This window comes from Serratia sp. 3ACOL1 (assembly GCF_003668775.1).
Lineage (GTDB): Bacteria > Pseudomonadota > Gammaproteobacteria > Enterobacterales > Enterobacteriaceae > Chania > Chania fonticola.
Window position 1 is genome coordinate 218,308 of the sequence record NZ_CP033055.1, and the last position, 17,872, is coordinate 236,179.

The 17,872-nt window shown below is 56.4% G+C and carries 20 protein-coding genes; 18 read left to right on the forward strand and 2 right to left on the reverse strand.

The window, feature by feature from the left end:
• Nucleotides 1-36: 36 nt before the first annotated feature.
• Genes nrfB through D9980_RS01070 form a run of 6 tightly spaced genes read left to right on the forward strand, consistent with a single transcriptional unit; the run spans nt 37 to nt 4,899 of the window.
• Nucleotides 37-606: a cytochrome c nitrite reductase pentaheme subunit gene (nrfB, locus tag D9980_RS01045; protein WP_121606151.1), complete on the forward strand. Its 570-nt coding sequence runs from the start codon at nt 37-39 to the stop codon at nt 604-606.
• Nucleotides 603-1,274, forward strand: a complete 672-nt coding sequence (gene nrfC, locus D9980_RS01050; protein ID WP_121606152.1) for a cytochrome c nitrite reductase Fe-S protein — start codon at nt 603-605, stop codon at nt 1,272-1,274. Before nrfB ends, nrfC begins: the two co-directional genes overlap by 4 nt.
• A complete protein-coding gene (nrfD, locus tag D9980_RS01055) occupies nt 1,271-2,218 on the forward strand; it encodes a cytochrome c nitrite reductase subunit NrfD (RefSeq protein WP_121606153.1) in 948 nt (315 codons plus the stop codon). The genes nrfC and nrfD overlap by 4 nt, the downstream gene beginning before the upstream one ends.
• 31 nt (nt 2,219-2,249) lie before the next feature.
• Nucleotides 2,250-3,947, forward strand: a complete 1,698-nt coding sequence (nrfE, locus tag D9980_RS01060) for a heme lyase NrfEFG subunit NrfE (RefSeq protein ID WP_121606154.1) — start codon at nt 2,250-2,252, stop codon at nt 3,945-3,947.
• A complete protein-coding gene (locus D9980_RS27205; protein ID WP_121606155.1) occupies nt 3,935-4,321 on the forward strand; it encodes a cytochrome c-type biogenesis protein CcmH in 387 nt (128 codons plus the stop codon). The genes nrfE and D9980_RS27205 overlap by 13 nt, the downstream gene beginning before the upstream one ends.
• On the forward strand, nt 4,318-4,899 hold the full coding sequence (locus tag D9980_RS01070; protein WP_121606156.1) for a heme lyase NrfEFG subunit NrfG: 582 nt from the start codon (nt 4,318-4,320) through the stop codon (nt 4,897-4,899). Before D9980_RS27205 ends, D9980_RS01070 begins: the two co-directional genes overlap by 4 nt.
• A gap of 202 nt (nt 4,900-5,101) precedes the next feature.
• On the opposite strand, the gene D9980_RS01075 is transcribed toward D9980_RS01070, so the two are convergent.
• The gene (locus D9980_RS01075) at nt 5,102-5,590 is read right to left on the reverse strand and encodes a YbaK/prolyl-tRNA synthetase associated domain-containing protein (RefSeq protein ID WP_024484914.1); all 489 of its coding nucleotides are present in this window, start codon (nt 5,588-5,590) and stop codon (nt 5,102-5,104) included.
• 160 nt (nt 5,591-5,750) lie between these two features.
• Between D9980_RS01075 and D9980_RS01080 the strand changes: the two genes are divergently transcribed.
• On the forward strand, nt 5,751-6,695 hold the full coding sequence (locus D9980_RS01080; protein WP_121606157.1) for a DMT family transporter: 945 nt from the start codon (nt 5,751-5,753) through the stop codon (nt 6,693-6,695).
• Between the two features lie 65 nt (nt 6,696-6,760).
• Here the strand turns inward: D9980_RS01080 and hcaR are convergent, their stop codons facing one another.
• Nucleotides 6,761-7,642 carry a DNA-binding transcriptional regulator HcaR gene (gene hcaR / locus D9980_RS01085; protein ID WP_121606158.1) on the reverse strand — a complete coding sequence of 294 codons (882 nt, stop codon included), beginning with the start codon at nt 7,640-7,642 and terminating at the stop codon, nt 6,761-6,763.
• Between the two features lie 136 nt (nt 7,643-7,778).
• Here hcaR and hcaE point away from each other — a divergent pair, with 136 nt between their 5' ends.
• The 11 genes from hcaE to D9980_RS01140 all read left to right on the forward strand — a co-directional run bounded on the left by hcaE (nt 7,779) and on the right by D9980_RS01140 (nt 17,847).
• On the forward strand, nt 7,779-9,140 hold the full coding sequence (hcaE, locus tag D9980_RS01090; RefSeq protein ID WP_121606159.1) for a 3-phenylpropionate/cinnamic acid dioxygenase subunit alpha: 1,362 nt from the start codon (nt 7,779-7,781) through the stop codon (nt 9,138-9,140).
• Nucleotides 9,137-9,658 carry a 3-phenylpropionate/cinnamic acid dioxygenase subunit beta gene (gene hcaF / locus D9980_RS01095; protein WP_121606160.1) on the forward strand — a complete coding sequence of 174 codons (522 nt, stop codon included), beginning with the start codon at nt 9,137-9,139 and terminating at the stop codon, nt 9,656-9,658. The genes hcaE and hcaF overlap by 4 nt, the downstream gene beginning before the upstream one ends.
• A complete protein-coding gene (gene hcaC, locus D9980_RS01100) occupies nt 9,658-9,975 on the forward strand; it encodes a 3-phenylpropionate/cinnamic acid dioxygenase ferredoxin subunit (protein ID WP_024484919.1) in 318 nt (105 codons plus the stop codon). Before hcaF ends, hcaC begins: the two co-directional genes overlap by 1 nt.
• Nucleotides 9,975-10,787, forward strand: coding sequence for a 3-phenylpropionate-dihydrodiol/cinnamic acid-dihydrodiol dehydrogenase (gene hcaB / locus D9980_RS01105; RefSeq protein WP_121606161.1), 813 nt, complete (start codon nt 9,975-9,977; stop codon nt 10,785-10,787). The genes hcaC and hcaB overlap by 1 nt, the downstream gene beginning before the upstream one ends.
• Nucleotides 10,788-10,795: 8 nt before the next feature.
• Nucleotides 10,796-11,995, forward strand: a complete 1,200-nt coding sequence (gene hcaD / locus D9980_RS01110) for a 3-phenylpropionate/cinnamic acid dioxygenase ferredoxin--NAD(+) reductase subunit (protein WP_121606162.1) — start codon at nt 10,796-10,798, stop codon at nt 11,993-11,995.
• A gap of 182 nt (nt 11,996-12,177) precedes the next feature.
• Entirely contained in the window at nt 12,178-13,122 is a 945-nt protein-coding gene (gene mhpB, locus D9980_RS01115) for a 3-carboxyethylcatechol 2,3-dioxygenase (protein ID WP_024484922.1), read from the forward strand.
• 21 nt (nt 13,123-13,143) lie between these two features.
• Nucleotides 13,144-14,013 (forward strand): alpha/beta fold hydrolase, encoded by an 870-nt coding sequence (locus D9980_RS01120; RefSeq protein ID WP_121606163.1) that lies wholly within the window; start codon nt 13,144-13,146, stop codon nt 14,011-14,013.
• Between the two features lie 14 nt (nt 14,014-14,027).
• On the forward strand, nt 14,028-14,822 hold the full coding sequence (gene mhpD, locus D9980_RS01125; RefSeq protein WP_121606164.1) for a 2-keto-4-pentenoate hydratase: 795 nt from the start codon (nt 14,028-14,030) through the stop codon (nt 14,820-14,822).
• Nucleotides 14,822-15,772, forward strand: coding sequence for an acetaldehyde dehydrogenase (acetylating) (locus D9980_RS01130; RefSeq protein ID WP_121606165.1), 951 nt, complete (start codon nt 14,822-14,824; stop codon nt 15,770-15,772). The genes mhpD and D9980_RS01130 overlap by 1 nt, the downstream gene beginning before the upstream one ends.
• On the forward strand, nt 15,769-16,779 hold the full coding sequence (gene mhpE / locus D9980_RS01135; RefSeq protein WP_024484925.1) for a 4-hydroxy-2-oxovalerate aldolase: 1,011 nt from the start codon (nt 15,769-15,771) through the stop codon (nt 16,777-16,779). The genes D9980_RS01130 and mhpE overlap by 4 nt, the downstream gene beginning before the upstream one ends.
• A 141-nt stretch (nt 16,780-16,920) precedes the next feature.
• Nucleotides 16,921-17,847: a LysR family transcriptional regulator gene (locus tag D9980_RS01140; protein ID WP_024484926.1), complete on the forward strand. Its 927-nt coding sequence runs from the start codon at nt 16,921-16,923 to the stop codon at nt 17,845-17,847.
• The last annotated feature ends 25 nt before the right edge of the window (nt 17,848-17,872 follow it).

The following is a 17,872-nucleotide window of genomic DNA, read 5'->3' on the forward strand; positions in this document are numbered from 1 at the left end:
CGCCCCGTGCGCGGGGCGTAAATAAATGGAGTCAATATGAGCGTACTGCGTTCGTTATTAACTACCGGGGTGCTTGCCTGTAGCCTTTGGCTGACAGTATTACCGGTATCGGCCCAGACCGACAGCCCCGCGGTTCAACAGCAATCGGCGGAAGTCACCTTGCAACGTAATCCGGATGAGGCCTGCTTGCGCTGCCATAAGCTGCAACAGAATGCGATGCACGGTAAACATGCGGGAGCCATTAACCCGAATAACAAATTGCCGCTGACCTGCACCAACTGTCACGGTTCACCTTCACTGCATCACCGTGAGGGCGTGAAGGATGTAATGCGTTTCAACGAGCCGATGTTCGGTGTGGAACAGCAAAACAGCGTTTGCATGTCCTGCCACCTGCCAGAGACGTTGCAAAAAGCCTTCTGGCCACACGATGTGCATTTGGCCAAGGTGAGCTGCGCCAGCTGCCATACGTTGCACCCGCAGCAAGATAAGGTACAAGGGCTGAACGACAAGGGGCGCATCAAGCTCTGCGTGGACTGCCACCGTCAACAACAGGATGATCCCGCGTTTAATCCAGCGTCCGTAAGGCTGGATAAGGGGCAGCCATGAGCTGCTCACGGCGCCGTTTTATCGTAGGCATTGGCGTGTTGGCGGCTGGCTCGACCCTGACGGAAAAGCTGCTGGCGCGCACCATGAACGTCAATGGCATCCGTTACGGCATGATCCACGATGAGTCGCGTTGCATCGGCTGTACCGCCTGTATTGATGCCTGCCGCGAAGTCAATCAGGTGCCGGTGGGCGTTTCACGGCTGGAGATCGTTCGTAGCGAACCGATAGGCCAATTTCCGGACGTGAAGTACCGGTTTTTCCGCCATTCGTGCCAGCATTGCGATGACGCTCCCTGTGTGCATGTCTGCCCAACGGGTGCCTCGTTTATCGATGCCTCCAGCGGCATTGTCGACGTGAACCCGGATCTCTGTGTCGGTTGCCAATACTGCATCGCTGCGTGCCCTTACCGGGTGCGCTTTATTCATCCGGTGAGCAAAACGGCGGATAAATGCGATTTTTGCCGCAAGACCAACCTGCGGCAGGGCAAGCAGCCAGCCTGTGTATTGTCGTGCCCCACCAAGGCATTAACCTTTGGCAATCTCGACGATCCACACAGTGATATTTCGCGTCTGTTGCAGCAAAAGACCACTTATCGCTACAAGATAGCGTTAGGGACACGGCCAAAAATGTATCGCGTGCCGTTTAAATATGGGGAGACAAGTCAATGACTTCTGCCTTTCATTTTGACTCTCTGGTCTGGGACTGGCCCATTGCGATTTACCTGTTCCTGATCGGCATCTCCGCCGGTCTGGTCACCCTGGCTATTCTGTTGCGCCGCTATCATCCAGAGGAGGGGGCATCCAACAGCCGGGTGATGCTGACCACGCTGTTTGTCGCGCCAACCTCGGTCATGCTTGGGCTGGTGATCCTGATCTTCCATCTGACCCGTCCGTGGACCTTCTGGAAACTGATGTTCCACTATAGCGTCACCTCGGTGATGTCGATGGGGGTGATGCTGTTCCAGGTCTACATGGTAGTGCTGGTGGTCTGGCTGGCGCTGATCTTCCGTGACGAGGTGGCGGCGCTACAACAGCGTTGGTTACCAAAGTTTGCGGTGATCCCGCGCCTGCTGCAGCGCTTGCTGCCGCTGTTGCGGCCAATAGAAACGGTGATGCTGGTGTTGGCGGTGCTGTTGGGGGCTTATACCGGCTTCCTGCTTTCGGCGCTGAAGTCGTACCCGATGCTGAATAACCCATTGTTACCGGTGCTGTTCCTGTTCTCGGGCGTTTCGTCCGGGATCGCGGTGGCACTGCTGGTGGCGGCCTTCGGCCCTAAAGGTCATCTGCACAGCCGGGAAGTGCATTTCCTGCATCGCCTGGAGACGCCGGTGGTGTGGCTGGAGATCTTCCTGTTGGCGGCGTTCTTCATCGGCCTGTGGCTTGGGGATGACGGCAAACTCCGTGCCCTGTCGGCCGCGCTTGGCGGTGGGTTCTGGTCCTGGTGGTTCTGGTTGGGCGTCGTCGGCTGTGGGCTGATTATGCCATTGCTGCTGAAGGCCTTGGGCTGGGGGAAAGCGCGTTTCCATATCCTGTTGATCAGCGGCGCTAGCCTGTGTGGCGTGCTGTTGCTGCGTTATTTCATTCTGTATGCCGGGCAGATGACAGTTGCTTGAAGGCATGTTGTAGCAGAATAAGGCGGTAGATGTGTTGTGGTTACCCGAGCTGGGATTTATTGCGTTATTGCTGGCCTGCACGGCGTCGCTGCTGCTGGCTGGCATCACGCTGTTGACGTTGATGGATCGCCGTTGGGGTGGGCTGTTGCCAGCGCGTGGCTGGAGCCTGAGCATTTTTGTGTTAATCGCACTGTCTTTCGCCATTCTGCTCCAGCTGTTTTTGAGTAATGACTTCTCGGTAATGTACGTAGCACAACATGGTCACAGCCAGTTGCCGCCGCTGATGAAGGCCGGGGCGCTGTGGGGTGGGCATGAAGGCTCGCTGCTGCTCTGGCTGCTGTGCCTGGCCGGTTGGTCTGCCTGCTTTGCCTTGTTCAGCCCCAAATCGGTACGCTCACTACAGCCGCTCACGTTGGCCATTCTGGCGCTGATCGTCGGCTGTTTTCTGCTTTTCATCCTGTTCTTCTCCGATCCTTTCGTTCGGATCTTCCCTGCGGCGGTACAGGGGCGCGATTTGAACCCGATGCTGCAACATATCGGCCTGATCCTCCACCCTCCGCTACTCTATTTGGGCTACGCCGGGTTTGCCACCTGCAGTGCTCTGATGCTGGCGGCCTCGCTGCGAGGGGAGTTTAGCGCCGAGATTGCCGGGCAGTGTCTGCGATGGGCAAAACCGGCCTGGTGTTTCCTCACTGCCGGGATCATTTTGGGGTCCTGGTGGGCTTACAGCGAGTTGGGCTGGGGCGGCTGGTGGTTCTGGGATCCGGTGGAGAATGCTTCACTGCTCCCTTGGCTGACCGCGACCGCTTTGTTACACAGTTCGGCGGTCGGCCAGCGTACCGGTGGGTTGCGGCATTGGTCGCTATTGCTGACGTTGGGCACCTTTGTTCTCAGCCTGTTGGGCACCCTGATTGTGCGTTCAGGCATCCTGGTTTCAGTACACGCCTTTGCGCTGGATGAGCAGCGCGCCTTGCCGCTGTTTATCCTGTTTGCCTTTCTTAGCGGGTCGTCATTTTTAATCTATGCCTTACGCGCCAACCGGGAGAAAGCCGTTACGTCCCCGGTGAAACCTGCGTTGCTCGGCGCGTTGTTGCTTCTCAGTTCCGCCGCCCTGATCGTGCTGGTGGGCACTTTGTACCCGATGCTCTATCGGATGATGGGGTGGGGGCAGATCTCGGTCGGCGCGCCTTATTTCAATCTGGTGCTGCTGCCGTTTGGGCTGCTGGGGTTGGTGTTGATGTGTTACGGCGGGTTTAGGCGGCGGCGCTATGGCCAGTGGATCGCTCACGCCGGAGTGCTGCTGACGGCATTAGGTATCGCCAGTTCGGCGCTGCAACGCCATGAAATCAGCCTGAACGTCACCGTGGGCGAGACGGTCAGCCTGGCGGGATACCAATTTACGCTGCGCTCGGTAGATCTACAGGCTCAGGCTAATTTCACCAGTGAACAGGCGGTGATTGAGGTTACCCAGCAAGGCAAGCCCGTGGCCCAGTTGACGCCTGAAAGGCGGTTTTACACCGCCCGCCGCCAACAGATGTTTGAGCCCGGCATAGACTGGAACGCTTTCCATGACTGGTACGTGGTGATGGGCGAAAAAAGCGGCGAGCAGCGTTATGCCATGCGTTTTTATGTGCAGACCGGCATCCGTTGGATCTGGTGGGGAGGGGCGCTGATGATGATTGGCGTGTTGGCCACCGGTTGGCAAAGGAGGCAAGCATGCGCTGGTTAACCGCTCTGCTGTTGTGGGGGAGCATCACGTTGCCGCTGGCGGCCCAGATCGTCGATACCTGGGCATTCACCTCGCCGGAAATGCAGGAGCGGGCGTTGGCAGTGGCAGGCCAGATCCGCTGCCCGCAGTGCCAGAATCAGAGCCTGCTGGAGTCCAATGCCCCTGCGGCGGTCGCCATGCGCCATGAGGTGTTTGCCATGACCGAACAAGGCAAAACGCAGGCGGAAATCATGAATTTCATGACGGCACGCTACGGCAACTTTGTCCGCTATCAACCCGCATTTGAGGCCTCTACGTTGTTACTTTGGGGGCTGCCACCGCTGATGTTAGGGGCGATCGGGCTGGTGTTATGGCGGCGGAGGAAAGCGGAATGAATTCGCGTTGTTACCCTCTGTTGTTTATCGTGCTGGTGCTTGGCCTCACCGCGGGTTGGTATGTGGCCAGCGGCCGCCCGGAGACTGTGTTGGCCGAACAGCATAAGCGTAGCTTGCCTGTCCAACCGCTCACGCCTCAAGAGCAGGCCGAAAGCGAGTTTCAGCAGTTACAACAACAGATCGACCAGTCACCGCAAGACAGCGTGTTGTGGGCGCAATTGGGGGAGTATTATCTGTTTAACGATAATTTTGCCGATGCGCAGGCGGCCTATCAGAGAGCGTTGTCTCTGCGGGGGGCGAATGCCGAACTGTACTCGGCGTTGGCAACGGTGCTTTATTACCAGGCAGGGCAGCGTATTACCCCGCAGGTGGAGAGTAATATAGCAAAGGCCTTGGCACTGGATAAGGATGAGGTCTCGGCGCTGATGTTGCTGGCTGCCGATGCCTTTTTGCATACGGAATATGCCAAGGCGATAAGCTTGTGGCAACGCCTGTTGGACAGCCAGTCGCCACGAGTTAACCGGCCACAGCTGATTGAGGCCATCAATATGGCTAAACTGTTGTTAAATAATCAATAAAATTGAGCAGTTGCCCCTCACCCTAACCCTCTCCCACAGGGAGAGGGGACCGATCGAGTGAGTCTGAAAATCCGGTGATCCACATTGGATTAGGGGACGATTGCCATTCTTCTTACGCATTACTTCCCGAAGCAGCACAGCCTGATCACGACGCCGATCAGCTCCCTCCTGGGGGAGAGGGTTGGGGTGAGGGGGCCGGAGATCATTCCACGCGGATAAACTTCACCAGCTTGGGCTGAGCAATGCGCTGGTAATCCCCAGTGTTGAGGATTAGAGAACGCTCCAGCGTGCCAGCATTAAAGGCCAGCTCGTCAAAGCGCTCAAACAGCAGCGGGTCGGCCACCAGCAGCAAGTCCGGGTGGAAGCTGAATGGCGGGATCGCGCCAAAGACGCAGTCGGTCAGTTGGTCGACTTCAACCGGGCTGGCCAGTGAGGCGCGAGTACCGCCAACACCCTGTGCCAACGCGCCGAGATCGGCCTGTTGGTCGGCGGGCAGGATGGCCAGCACGTGCTGCTTGATACCATTCCCCTTAACGTGACACACCAACGCTTTCGCCCCTTGACCTAACTGGGTGCCGCGTATCTTGGCGACTTCTTCGGATTTCCCTGCCTTGGGATGATCAACTACGCGATAGCGCGCTTGCTGTTGGTCAAGAAGGGAAGTTAAACGGCTAAAGGTTGCGGTAGACACGCCATGTTCTCCTGAGTGTTGATTTTCCGGCCCTATCATAACGCGTTATGACGGCGAAGGGTTCAGCCAAATTATTGATTAAACAACGGGCTATTTTTTTGTTTTTACGGATAATACGTAATTATGAAACGGGATTTTAATTTTTTGAAAGGAAAGGGGCGTGAAGACTAATCTGTCGTTGTTTACCCAGCCGAAGTTCGTTTGGCTGTGTGCGGCTTTCTGCTGTTTGCTGTGGGGCAGTGCCTACCCGGCGATTAAAAATGGTTATGAAATTTTCCAGATCGCCACCGACGATCTTCCCGGCAAGATCGTCTTTGCCGGTTACCGCTTTGTGATTGCCGGGGCCTTATTGCTGCTGTTTGCCATGTTGCAGGGTAAACCCATCGGCCGTTTGTCACGGCGCCAGTATTCACAGTTGGTGGTGTTAGGGAGCACGCAAACGGCGCTGCAATACGTCTTCTTCTATATCGGTCTGGCCTACACCACCGGGGTAAAAGGATCGATCATGAACGCGACCGGCACCTTCTTTAGCGTGTTGCTGGCGCATTTTATTTATAAAAACGATCGCCTTAGCATGAATAAAATCGTCGGCTGCGTGGTGGGTTTTGCCGGGGTGATGGTGGTGAACTTCAACACTCAACTGATGGACTTCAGCTTTAGCTGGCTGGGGGACGGTTTTGTGGTGATCGCCGCGTTTATCCTTTCGGCCGCTACGCTGTATGGCAAACGCATTTCGCAGACCGTCGATCCGACTATCATGACCGGTTGGCAACTGGCCATCGGTGGTGTGATGCTGACGGTGGGTGGCTACTTGGCCGGAGGACGCCTGGAGTTCCACGGTTGGGCATCGGTGGCGATCCTGAGCTACCTGGCGCTGCTGTCCTCGGTCGCTTTCGCGCTCTGGAGCCTGCTGCTGAAATATAACCGCGTGGGCATGATTGCACCGTTCAACTTCCTGATCCCGGTTTCCGGCGCGGTGCTGTCGGCCATTTTCTTACAGGAAAGCATCATGGAATGGCGTTATGCCGTGGCGCTGGTGCTGGTGTGCTTTGGTATCTGGCGGGTCAACGTGGTGCGTAAGGAAAAGCGCGAAGCTATCGCCTAGCAATCTCTCAAAGACCCGCCCAAGTGGTGGGTTCTGAGACTGAAAGAAAAAAGGTCTGGATGCGGCTAACCCTCTGGTTGTTCTTCCACCAGGTCAATCATCTGTGCCAGCGCCGGGCTGCTATTCTCTCTGTGCCAGGCCATCAATAATTCAATCTGTGGTGCACTGGCCGGTAGCGGGCGGAAGACCACGTTAGATGACTGAAAATGGCTGACATAGCGCGGCACAATAGACAAGCCTAGCCCCATTCCTACCAGATTCATGGTGACCAGAATGTTGGTCGCTGCCTGCACGATCTTGGGTTTGCTGTGGGATTCGGCGAGGTAGGCTGTCACCATCTGATGCAAAGCGCCGGAGTGTGCGGGATCGGTGCTGATAAAATTTTCACCATCAAGATGATGCGGTTCTAGCTGCGATTCTTTACTCAGTGGGTGATCGATGGGCATCACCACCACCAAGGGCTCACGATAAACCACCCGGTAGTTCAGCTGATTACTGATAATCGGGCGGCGCATAAAACCAACGTCAATTTCTCCTTTCAATAACTTATCTTCTTGCTGAGTGGTAATGATACTCACCAGTTCGATACTGGACGCCGGTAACCGCAGGCGCAACTGGGGCAGAACGTCGGGCAGGATATTCACTTCCGCACAGGGTACAAAGCCAATGATCAGCCGAACCTGTTGCTCCATGGCCTTACGCGCCAGCTGTTTTGCCTGCTCTGACAATTCAAGAATATTGATCGCCTGATGTAAAAACACCTCTCCGGCGCGGGTTAGCGAAACCTGGCGATTATTTCTTATTAATAATGGCGCGCCGACACAACCCTCAAGATCTTTTATCTGGCTGCTCAATGAGGGCTGCGACGTATGTAGCCTCTCGGCGGCCCGGGTGAAATTGAGTTCTTCGGCTACCGCGACAAAATAACGTAAGTGTCTTAGCTCCATGCCTTTTTCTCCCATCATAGAAAAAATGTCTGGTACGGTCGTTTTTTACTATTTCACAAAATAGTAACTGGAAAGCAACATCCTTTGCGTAACCCCTACGAAGGTCAATACATCTCTTGGATGAGGATCAAATAATATGACCACCAACGCAAAATTAGATGTTTATAGCCTGATCGACACCCGGAATGGACAAGTTCTGCCACGGATCTACACCGACCCGGACATTTATCAATTAGAGCTTGAGCGTATATTTGGCCGCTGCTGGCTGTTTCTGGCCCATGAAAGCCAAATACCAAAACCAGGCGATTTCTTTAACACTTACATGGGGGAAGACGCAGTCGTCGTTATCCGCCAGAAAGATGGCTCCATCAAAGCGTTTCTCAACCAGTGTCGCCATCGCGCGATGCGTGTCAGCTACGCGGACAGTGGCAATACCCGGGCTTTTACCTGCCCTTATCACGGCTGGTCTTATGGCATCGATGGCGAATTGACCGAGGTACCATTGGAGCCGCGCGCCTATCCACAAGGCTTGTGCAAATCGCATTGGGGGCTGAAGGAAGTACCCGGTGTCGAAAGCTATAAAGGCCTGATATTTGGCAACTGGGATACCAGTGCTCCGCCACTCAAAGAATATCTGGGGGATATGGCCTGGTATCTAGATGGTTTGCTGGATCGGCGGGAAGGCGGCACCGAAATTGTCGGTGGTGTGCAGAAGTGGGTAATTAACTGCAACTGGAAGTTCCCGGCCGAGCAGTTCGCCAGCGATCAGTATCATGCCCTGTTCAGCCATGTCTCGGCGGTACAGGTCTTGGGCGGCATGCAGGATGGCAGTGATAAAAAACTGGGTAATGACCAGACCGCACGCCCGGTGTGGGAAACCGCCAAAGACGCGGTGCAATTCGGCCAGGACGGCCACGGCTGCGGCTTCTTCTTTACCGAAAAGCCGGACGCCAACGTGTGGGTTGATGGTGAAGTCTCGCGCTACTACCGGGAAAGCTACCCCGAAGCCGAACAGCGTCTGGGCAAAATCCGTGCCTTGCGCCTGGCGGGGCATAACAATATTTTCCCTACGCTTTCCTGGCTCAATGGCACCGCCACTATGCGTGTCTGGCATCCCCGTGGGCCAGATCAGGTAGAAGTCTGGGCGTTCTGCATTGCCGACAAGGCCGCTTCGCCGGAAACCAAAGCGGCGTTTGAAAATAGCGCCACTCGAGCCTTTGGCCCTGCCGGTTTCCTTGAGCAGGATGATTCGGAAAACTGGGCTGAGATCCAGAAACTGCTCAAAGGCCACCAGGCCCGTCACAATCCATTATGCCTGGAGATGGGGCTGAATCAGGAAAAACGCCGTGAAGACGGTATCCCCGGTATTACCAACTACATCTTTTCTGAAACCGCCGCGCGCGGCATGTACCAACGTTGGGCGGATTTGCTGAGCAGCGATACCTGGCAGGAAGTCCAAGAGAAAACCGCAGCCTACCAGCAGGAGGTGATGAAATGAGCCATCCGATCTCTATGGAACTCCAGCATCAGATTACCCAGTTTCTCTACCGCGAAGCTGCCCTGTTAGATGATTGGGCGTTCCGTGCCTGGCTGGAACTGCTTGACGATGATTTGAGCTACACCATGCGCACTAGGGTTAATGCCCAGACTCGCGATCGGCGCAAATGCGTTCAACCACCGACCACCTGGATTTTCAACGACACCAAATCACAGCTTGAACGCCGGATCGCGCGTCTGGAAACCGGGATGGCCTGGGCTGAAGAGCCGCCGTCCCGTACTCGCCATATGGTCAACAACTGCATTATCAGCGAAACGGCACAGGCCGATGTGTTCTCCGTGCGGGTGAACTACCTGCTTTACCGGTCGCAAAAAGAGCGTGATGAAACCATCTACGTTGGCACCCGTACCGATCTGCTGCGCCGCCGTTCAACCGAAGAGGGCTGGGGACTGTGTGGGCGTGAAATCATTCTCGATCAGGCGGTCATCACCTCCCACAACATGAGCATCCTGTTCTGATGAAACGAATCCATGCTTGTTCTGTTGGGGCGTTGCCGGAGGGGGAAGCTCTCCGGCTCGATACTGAGCCGACGATCGCGTTGTTTCACGTGGGCGGTGAATATTACGCGATCAACGATCGTTGCAGCCACGGTAATGCGTCGATGTCTGAGGGCTATATCGAGGATGACGCGACCGTGGAATGCCCACTGCACTCGGCCAGCTTTTGCCTGAAGACCGGTAAAGCACTGTGCATGCCCGCCACGGAGGCGCTGCAAACCTACCAGGTCACCGTGTTAGAGGGGGCCGTGTTTATCGATTTACCGGAGGGCGTCTGATGTCCGATCTTAAAGATGACGTAGTGCTGATAACCGGTGGCGGCTCAGGCTTGGGGCTGGCTCTGGTGGCGCGCTTTATTGAGGAAGGAGCCAGGGTGGCGACCCTGGAACGTTCAGCGGAAAAGGTCAGCCAGTTACAGCAGCAGTTTGGCGAGCAGGTTGTTGCCGTGCAGGGGGACGTAACTTCCTTTGCCGATAACCAACGTGCGGTGGCAATGGCGCTGTCCCGCTTTGGGCGTCTGGACTGTTTTATCGGCAATGCCGGTATCTGGGATCATAATGCCTCGTTGCTGGCGACACCGGCGGAGCAGTTGGAGTCCGGCTTTAACGAGCTGTTTGCCGTTAACGTCAAAGGCTATCTGTTGGGCGCCAAAGCCAGTGCTCCGGCATTGATCCACTCCTGCGGCAGTATGATCTTCACGCTTTCCAATGCGGCCTGGTACCCCGGCGGCGGCGGCCCACTGTATACCGCCAGCAAGCATGCTGACGTTGGGCTGATCCGTCAGTTGGCTTATGAACTGGCCCCTAAGGTTCGGGTCAATGGCGTCGGGCCCTGTGGCATGGCCAGTGACTTGCGTGGCCCACAGGCGCTTGGGCAGCAGGACACCTCGATTATGCAATCGCTGACGCCGGAAAAGATAGCCGCCATTCTGCCGTTGCAATTCTCCCCAGCGCCGGAAGATTTTACCGGCCCTTACCTGATGCTGGCCTCGCGCCGTAACAACCGAACGTTGAGTGGCGTGATGATCAATGCCGATGCGGGCCTGGCCATTCGGGGTATTCGCCACGTGGCGGGTGGATTGCAGCTATAGGAGCCAACATGAAACAGATAGTGATTATCGGCGGTGGTCAGGCCGGAGCTATGGCGGCCGCAGCCCTACGTGCACAGCGGTTTACCGGTGGTATTACCTTGATCAGCGAAGAGCCGGAAATTCCGTACGAACGTCCGCCTTTGTCGAAAGCCATGTTGCTGGCGCCCACCCCGCAGTTGCAAGACATTCTGCCTGCTTCCTTCTATGAGGAGAATGCCATTGTCCTGCGCCGCAATACGCAGGTTGTCGCGATCGATACCTTACAGCACTCGGTGCTGCTGGCTGATGGTGAAGAACTGGAGTGGGACCGGTTGCTGCTGGCGACCGGGGCCAAGGCACGACGGCTCGCATCGCTGGATGCGTTGGGTGATAAATCTCATACCTTGCGCACAGCGGCAGATGCCAGGCGATTACGTGGCGCGCTGATTGCCAACCAACGGATCCTGATTGTCGGTGCTGGCACCATTGGCCTCGAGCTGGCAGCCAGTGCGAAGCAGAGTGGCTGTGAGGTGACGGTGATTGAGCAGGCAGCGATGGTGATGGGGCGCAATGCTCCACCGCCGGTGCGGGATTATCTGATGAGCCTGCATCAACAGCATCAAGTGCGTCTTTGCCTCAATGCCCAGATTGAGCACGCCGCACTGGAACAGGAAAACGTGGTGCTGACGTTGCAGGACGGGGAACGCCTGATCGGAGATGCGGTGATTTATGGCGTTGGCATTGAAGCCAACGATCGTCTGGCTATCCAGGCAGGGTTAGCGACTGCCAACGGCATCATTGTCGATGATCATTGCCGCACTTCGGTTGCCAATATTTATGCGGCTGGCGATGTCACCTTACGCCGTCAGGGGGAGCAACTTGTCCGCCTTGAAACCTGGGATAACGCCAACCAGCAGGCACTGGTGGCGGCCTGCGCCATGTTGGAGCAGCCGTTACCGGCGACGGTGCCGGTATGGTTCTGGACCGATCAGTTCGACAGCAATATTCAGTTTATCGGGGCCATGCAGAGCGAACATTGGTTGGTGCGCGGCAGCGTAGAGGCGCACAACGCCATCTGGTTTGCGTTGCAAGAGGGTCGGTTGGTGGGGGCCATCACGCTGAACCAGGGCCGGGAAATGCGCCATCTGCGCAGACTGATCCAGCAAGGGAACCTGGTGGATGAAAAGCTGTTGACCGATCCACTTGTGGCACTAAAGAGCTTGATTTAGCCCGCCAGGGCTAAGCGGTTTCCCCTTCTCACCCCACTCTCTTACGCAGGAGAGGGAGTTGATCTGGTGTCGCGAGCAGGTGAGGAGGGGCTTTTACGCCCGGAACCAGGGACCGTCTGGAATAGCCGTTTCGCTCCGTTCCGCGCCAAACACTCTAAAAATTAAAAACAAGGTGACTCGATATGAACGCTTATCTCCATTGCCTCTCTCATTCCCCGCTGGTGGGCTACGTTGATCCGGCCCCAGCGGTGCTGGCCGAAGTGGAAAAAACCATTGCCGATGCACGGCAGCGGATACAGGCATTTGATCCTGAACTGGTGATCCTGTTCGCGCCAGATCATTACAACGGCTTTTTCTACGACATCATGCCGCCGTTCTGCATTGGTATGGCCGCTACGGCAATTGGTGACTTCAACAGTGCCGCTGGCGAGCTGCCGGTGCCTGCGAAGCTGGCCGAGGCCTGCGCTCAATCGGTGTTGGATGCAGGGGTCGACGTTGCGGTTTCCTACTGCATGCAGGTGGATCATGGTTTTGCCCAGCCGCTGGAGTATCTGCTCGGTGGCCTGGCGAACTGCCCGGTGCTGCCGGTATTTATCAATGGCGTCGCGCCACCCTTGCCTGGCTTCAAGCGTACGCGCCTGTTGGGGGAAGCTATCGGGCGTTTTGCCCGTGGCCTGGATAAACGAGTGTTGATCCTGGGCTCCGGCGGGCTTTCGCACCAGCCGCCGGTACCTCAGTTGGCCGGGGCCGACGCTCATATGCGTGACCGCCTGTTGGGCAGTGGCCGCCAATTACCGCCAGACGAGCGCCAATTACGCCAGCACCGCGTTATCTCTGCTGCCCGTGCTTTTGTGCAGGATCAGAGCACCTTACATCCTCTCAACCCGGTCTGGGACAACCAGTTTATGGACATTCTTTCCGGCGGACAGTTGGCGGAACTGGATGGGCTGGGCAATGACGAACTGTCGGCGATCGCTGGTCGCTCAACCCATGAGGTTAAAGCCTGGATGGCCGCCTTTGCTGCACTATCGGCATTTGGTCCTTATCAGACCGAGGGGCGCTATTACCGCGAGCTTCCCGAGTGGATCGCCGGGTTCGGCTCAATCAGCGCCGCACCGCGGAAATAATAACGATAAAGGAACACCATCATGACATCGCAATCTTTTGACCTTACTGAAGAAAATACCAGCCGCTTCGTGCAGATCCAAGAGGGTGAAGCCAGCCTGCGTATCCATTACAACGACTGTGGCAACGGTGCACAAACCGTGGTGATGCTGCACGGTTCCGGCCCCGGAGCCAGCGGCTGGGCGAACTTCAGCCGTAATATTGAACCGCTGGTGACGGCGGGTTATCGCGTGATCCTGTTGGATTTCCCTGGCTGGAGCAAGAGCGATTCGATTGTCAGTACCGGTTCCCGCTCGGACCTCAATGCCCGCATTTTGAAAGGGCTGGTGGACGCGCTGGATCTGCAGCAGGTACATCTGCTGGGGAACTCGATGGGCGGCCACAGCGCCGTGGCATTTACCCTGACCTGGCCTGAGCGCGTTGGCAAACTGGTGTTGATGGGGGGCGGTACCGGTGGTGCTAGCCCGTTTGTACCGATGCCAACGGAAGGTATCAAGCTGTTGCAGGGGCTTTATCGCGAGCCAAATATCGAGAACCTGCGCAAAATGATGAACATTTTTGTTTACGATCCCAGCGATCTGACCGAAGCGCTGTTCAAAACCCGCCTCGACAATATTCTGGCGCATCGTGACCACCTGGAAAACTTCGTCAAGAGCCTGTCCATTAATCCGAAACAGTTCCCGGATTTCAGCCCACGCCTGGGCGAAATCAAAGCCCAGACGCTGATTGTCTGGGGGCGTAACGATCGCTTTGTACCGATGGACACCGGGCTGCGTCTGCTGGCGGGCATTGTCGGGTCACAACTGCATGTGTTCAGCAACTGTGGGCATTGGGCGCAGTGGGAACATGCCGACACCTTTAACCGCATGGTTGTGGATTTCCTCAAGCATTAATCAGGGAGCGAATGATGAGTGATTACAATTTGGAGCAATTGGCTGAGGCGTTACGGCAGTCCGAGGCCAGCGGCAAGGTGATTGAGCCCTTGCGCGATCGCCTTGGCCTCGATAACGGCGAGGCGGCCTACGCCATCCAGCAATTGAACGTACAGCATTGGCAGGCTGCTGGCCGCCGAGTGGTGGGGCGCAAAGTAGGGCTCACCCATCCCAAGGTTCAGCAACAGCTGGGAGTTGACCAGCCGGACTTCGGCACCCTGTTCGCCGACATGTGCTACGGCACCAACCAGGGCATTCCATTTTCGCGGGTGATGCAGCCACGTATCGAAGCGGAGATTGCGTTGGTGCTGGATCGCGATTTACCGCATGCCGATACCACGTTCGATGAGTTATGTAGCGCAGTGGAGTGGGTATTGCCCGCGCTGGAAGTGGTGGGCAGCCGCATCAAGGACTGGTCGATCGCGTTTGTCGATACCGTGGCGGATAACGCTTCCTGTGGTGTGTACGTGCTGGGTGGCCCGGTGCGTCGGATCGATGAGGTGGATCTGCAACATTGCGGCATGAGCATGACGCGCAATAACGAGGTGGTGTCTAGCGGGCGTGGCAGTGAATGTCTTGGGCATCCGATCAATGCTGCCGTCTGGTTGGCACGCAAAATGGCCAGTCTCGGCACGCCGTTACGAGCAGGCGATGTAGTGCTGACCGGAGCATTGGGCCCGATGGTGCCGGTGCAAGCAGGTGACAGTTTTACGGCAATAATTGAAGGCGTCGGCACGGTTTCGGCCCACTTCTATGAGGATAGCCAATGATGAGCAAGAGAAAAGTGGCGATCATCGGTTCCGGCAATATCGGTACCGATTTGATGATTAAAATCCTGCGTAACGCCAAGCATCTGGAGATGGGGGCGATGGTGGGGATCGATCCTGAATCGGACGGGCTGGCTCGTGCTCGCCGGATGGGGGTTGCGACCTGTCATACCGGCGTTAACGGGCTGATCCTGATGCCGGAGTTCGCCGACATTGATTTTGTCTTTGATGCCACCAGCGCGAGCGCTCATGTTAAAAATGATGCCATCCTGCGGGCGGCCAAACCGGGGATCCGGCTGATCGATCTGACACCTGCGGCGATTGGTCCTTACTGCGTGCCGGTGGTCAATCTGGAACAAAATCTCAACCAGGTTAACGTCAATATGGTGACCTGCGGCGGGCAGGCAACTATCCCGATGGTGGCTGCGGTCTCAAGGGTAGCCAAAGTCCATTACGCCGAAATTATTGCCTCTATTGCCAGCAAGTCTGCCGGGCCGGGCACTCGCGCCAATATTGATGAGTTTACCGAAACCACCAGCAAGGCGATCGAGGTGGTTGGCGGGGCAGAGAGGGGCAAAGCGATTATCGTGTTGAACCCGGCGGAACCGTCCTTAATGATGCGCGATACCGTCTATGTGCTGAGTGAAGCCGTAGATCAAGCCAAGGTTGAAGCTTCAATCAACGAAATGGCGGCGGCCGTGCAGGCCTATGTGCCAGGCTATCGGCTGAAGCAGAAAGTGCAGTTTGATGTCATCCCTGCCGATGCACCGCTTAACTTACCGGGGATTGGCCGTTTTTCCGGCCTGAAAACCTCGGTGTTTCTGGAGGTTGAAGGTGCGGCGCACTACCTGCCTGCCTATGCAGGCAACCTTGATATCATGACTTCCGCTGCGCTGGCGACCGCCGAGCGTATGGCTCAGGCCATGGCACACGTTGCTGGAGAACGGCTATGAACGAGAAAAAAATCACTATCTCGGATGTGACCCTGCGCGACGGGATGCACGCGATTCGTCACCAATATACGCTGCAAAATGTGCAGGACATTGCCAGGGCGCTGGATGCAGCGAAGGTGGATTCGATTGAAGTGGCGCATGGCGATGGTCTGCAGGGCTCCAGTTTCAACTACGGCTTTGGCGCACATACCGATCTGGAATGGATTGCGGCGGCTGCGGACGTGACCACTCACGCTAAAATCGCCACCTTACTGCTGCCGGGCATTGGCACCATTCACGATCTGAAGGATGCCTATAATGCCGGCGCGCGGGTGGTGCGTGTCGCCACTCACTGTACCGAAGCCGATGTCTCCAAACAGCATATCGCCTATGCTCGTGAGCTTGGCATGGATACCGTGGGTTTCCTGATGATGAGCCATATGACGACGCCGGAAAATCTGGCCAGCCAGGCCAAGCTGATGGAAAGTTATGGGGCAACCTGCATCTACGTGGTGGATTCTGGCGGCGCGATGAATATGAATGATATCCGAGCCCGTTTCCGTGCCTTGAAAGCGGTGTTGCAGCCAGAGACGCATACCGGCATGCATGCGCACCATAACCTCAGCCTTGGGGTCGCTAACTCGATGGTGGCAGTAGAAGAAGGGTGCGATCGTGTGGATGCCAGTTTGGCAGGGATGGGGGCAGGAGCCGGTAACGCGCCGCTTGAGGTGTTTATTGCGGCGGCGGATAAACTTGGCTGGCACCATGGAACGGATCTATATGCCTTGATGGATGCGGCTGACGATCTGGTGCGCCCATTGCAGGATCGGCCCGTTCGTGTCGATCGTGAAACGTTGGCGCTGGGCTACGCCGGGGTTTACTCCAGTTTCCTGCGCCACTGTGAAGTGGCCGCGGCGAAATACGGCATCAACGCAGTGGATATTCTGGTCGAGCTGGGTAAGCGCCGCATGGTGGGTGGCCAGGAAGATATGATCGTCGACGTGGCGCTGGATCTGCGTTCCCGCTAAGCCTAAGCAGGTCAGCCAGGCTGGCCTGCTATTTCTTGTTTGTGCGATGATAAAATTTACCGCTACGCCAGACTTTGCTCTTCTCTGTTAGCTTTTCCATGATAAGTATAGGGTAACGCTGGGGGTTAATGGGAGAGAAGGGTGGAACTGAGACAGTTACGTTATTTTGTTCGCACCGTTGAATTAGGTAGCATGGGCCAGGCCGCGCTTGACCTGAATATTGGTGTCTCGGCCTTGAGCCAGCAGATAAGTCGGCTCGAAAGCGAGCTGGCTATCCGCCTATTGCAACGTACCTCGCGTGGGATTGTTGCCACCGACGCCGGTCTGGCCTTTTTTTCTCAGGCTCAATTGGCCCTGCGCCATGCCGATGACGCCGTGCGGGCCGCCAAGCAGGCCCGCTTATCTGGGCACGTCAGCGTAGGAATGGCCCCAAGTACTGCCTCAGTACTCGGTCTGCCGTTTATTCTGGCAATGCGTGAGCGCTATGCTGATATCCGTCTGCATGTGGTAGAAAGCCTGTCCGGAAATCTGGCGTCGATGATCAAGGTCCGCCAGTTGGATTTGGCGGTGGTATTCCAACATAAAAAGCTGCAGACCTGGAGCGCGATCCCAGTGTTGGAAGAGCGGTTGTTCTTGATTGGCACCCAAGAGATTGTCGGACGATTTCAGGATGAGCCTATTACGCCCGAAGCCTTTTGTTCGCTGCCGTTGATTTTACCCAGTCAGACTCATGGCCTGCGGGCGTTGCTCAATACCAGCTTTGCACGCCAGCAGTTGGAATTAACCGTTGTGGCGGAGATCGACGGGCTGGCGATTTTGATGGACGCCGTTCGCCAGGGGCTAGGAGCTACCATTCAGCCCGGTGCGGCCATCTCCCGCATTCTGGATGACAGCCTGAAAGTGATAGAAATTGATAACCCGGTATTAAGCCGCCCCAATTTCCTGGTCAGCCTTTCCGATGATGAACTCTCGCCGGTTGGCCTGGCCGCCAGGGTGGTGCTGCAAAGCGTGATCCGTCAACTGGTAACGCAGGGCAACTGGCCAGGCGCGACCCTTTACCATCCCTAAACCCCCGTTAAGCATTGCCCGCTAG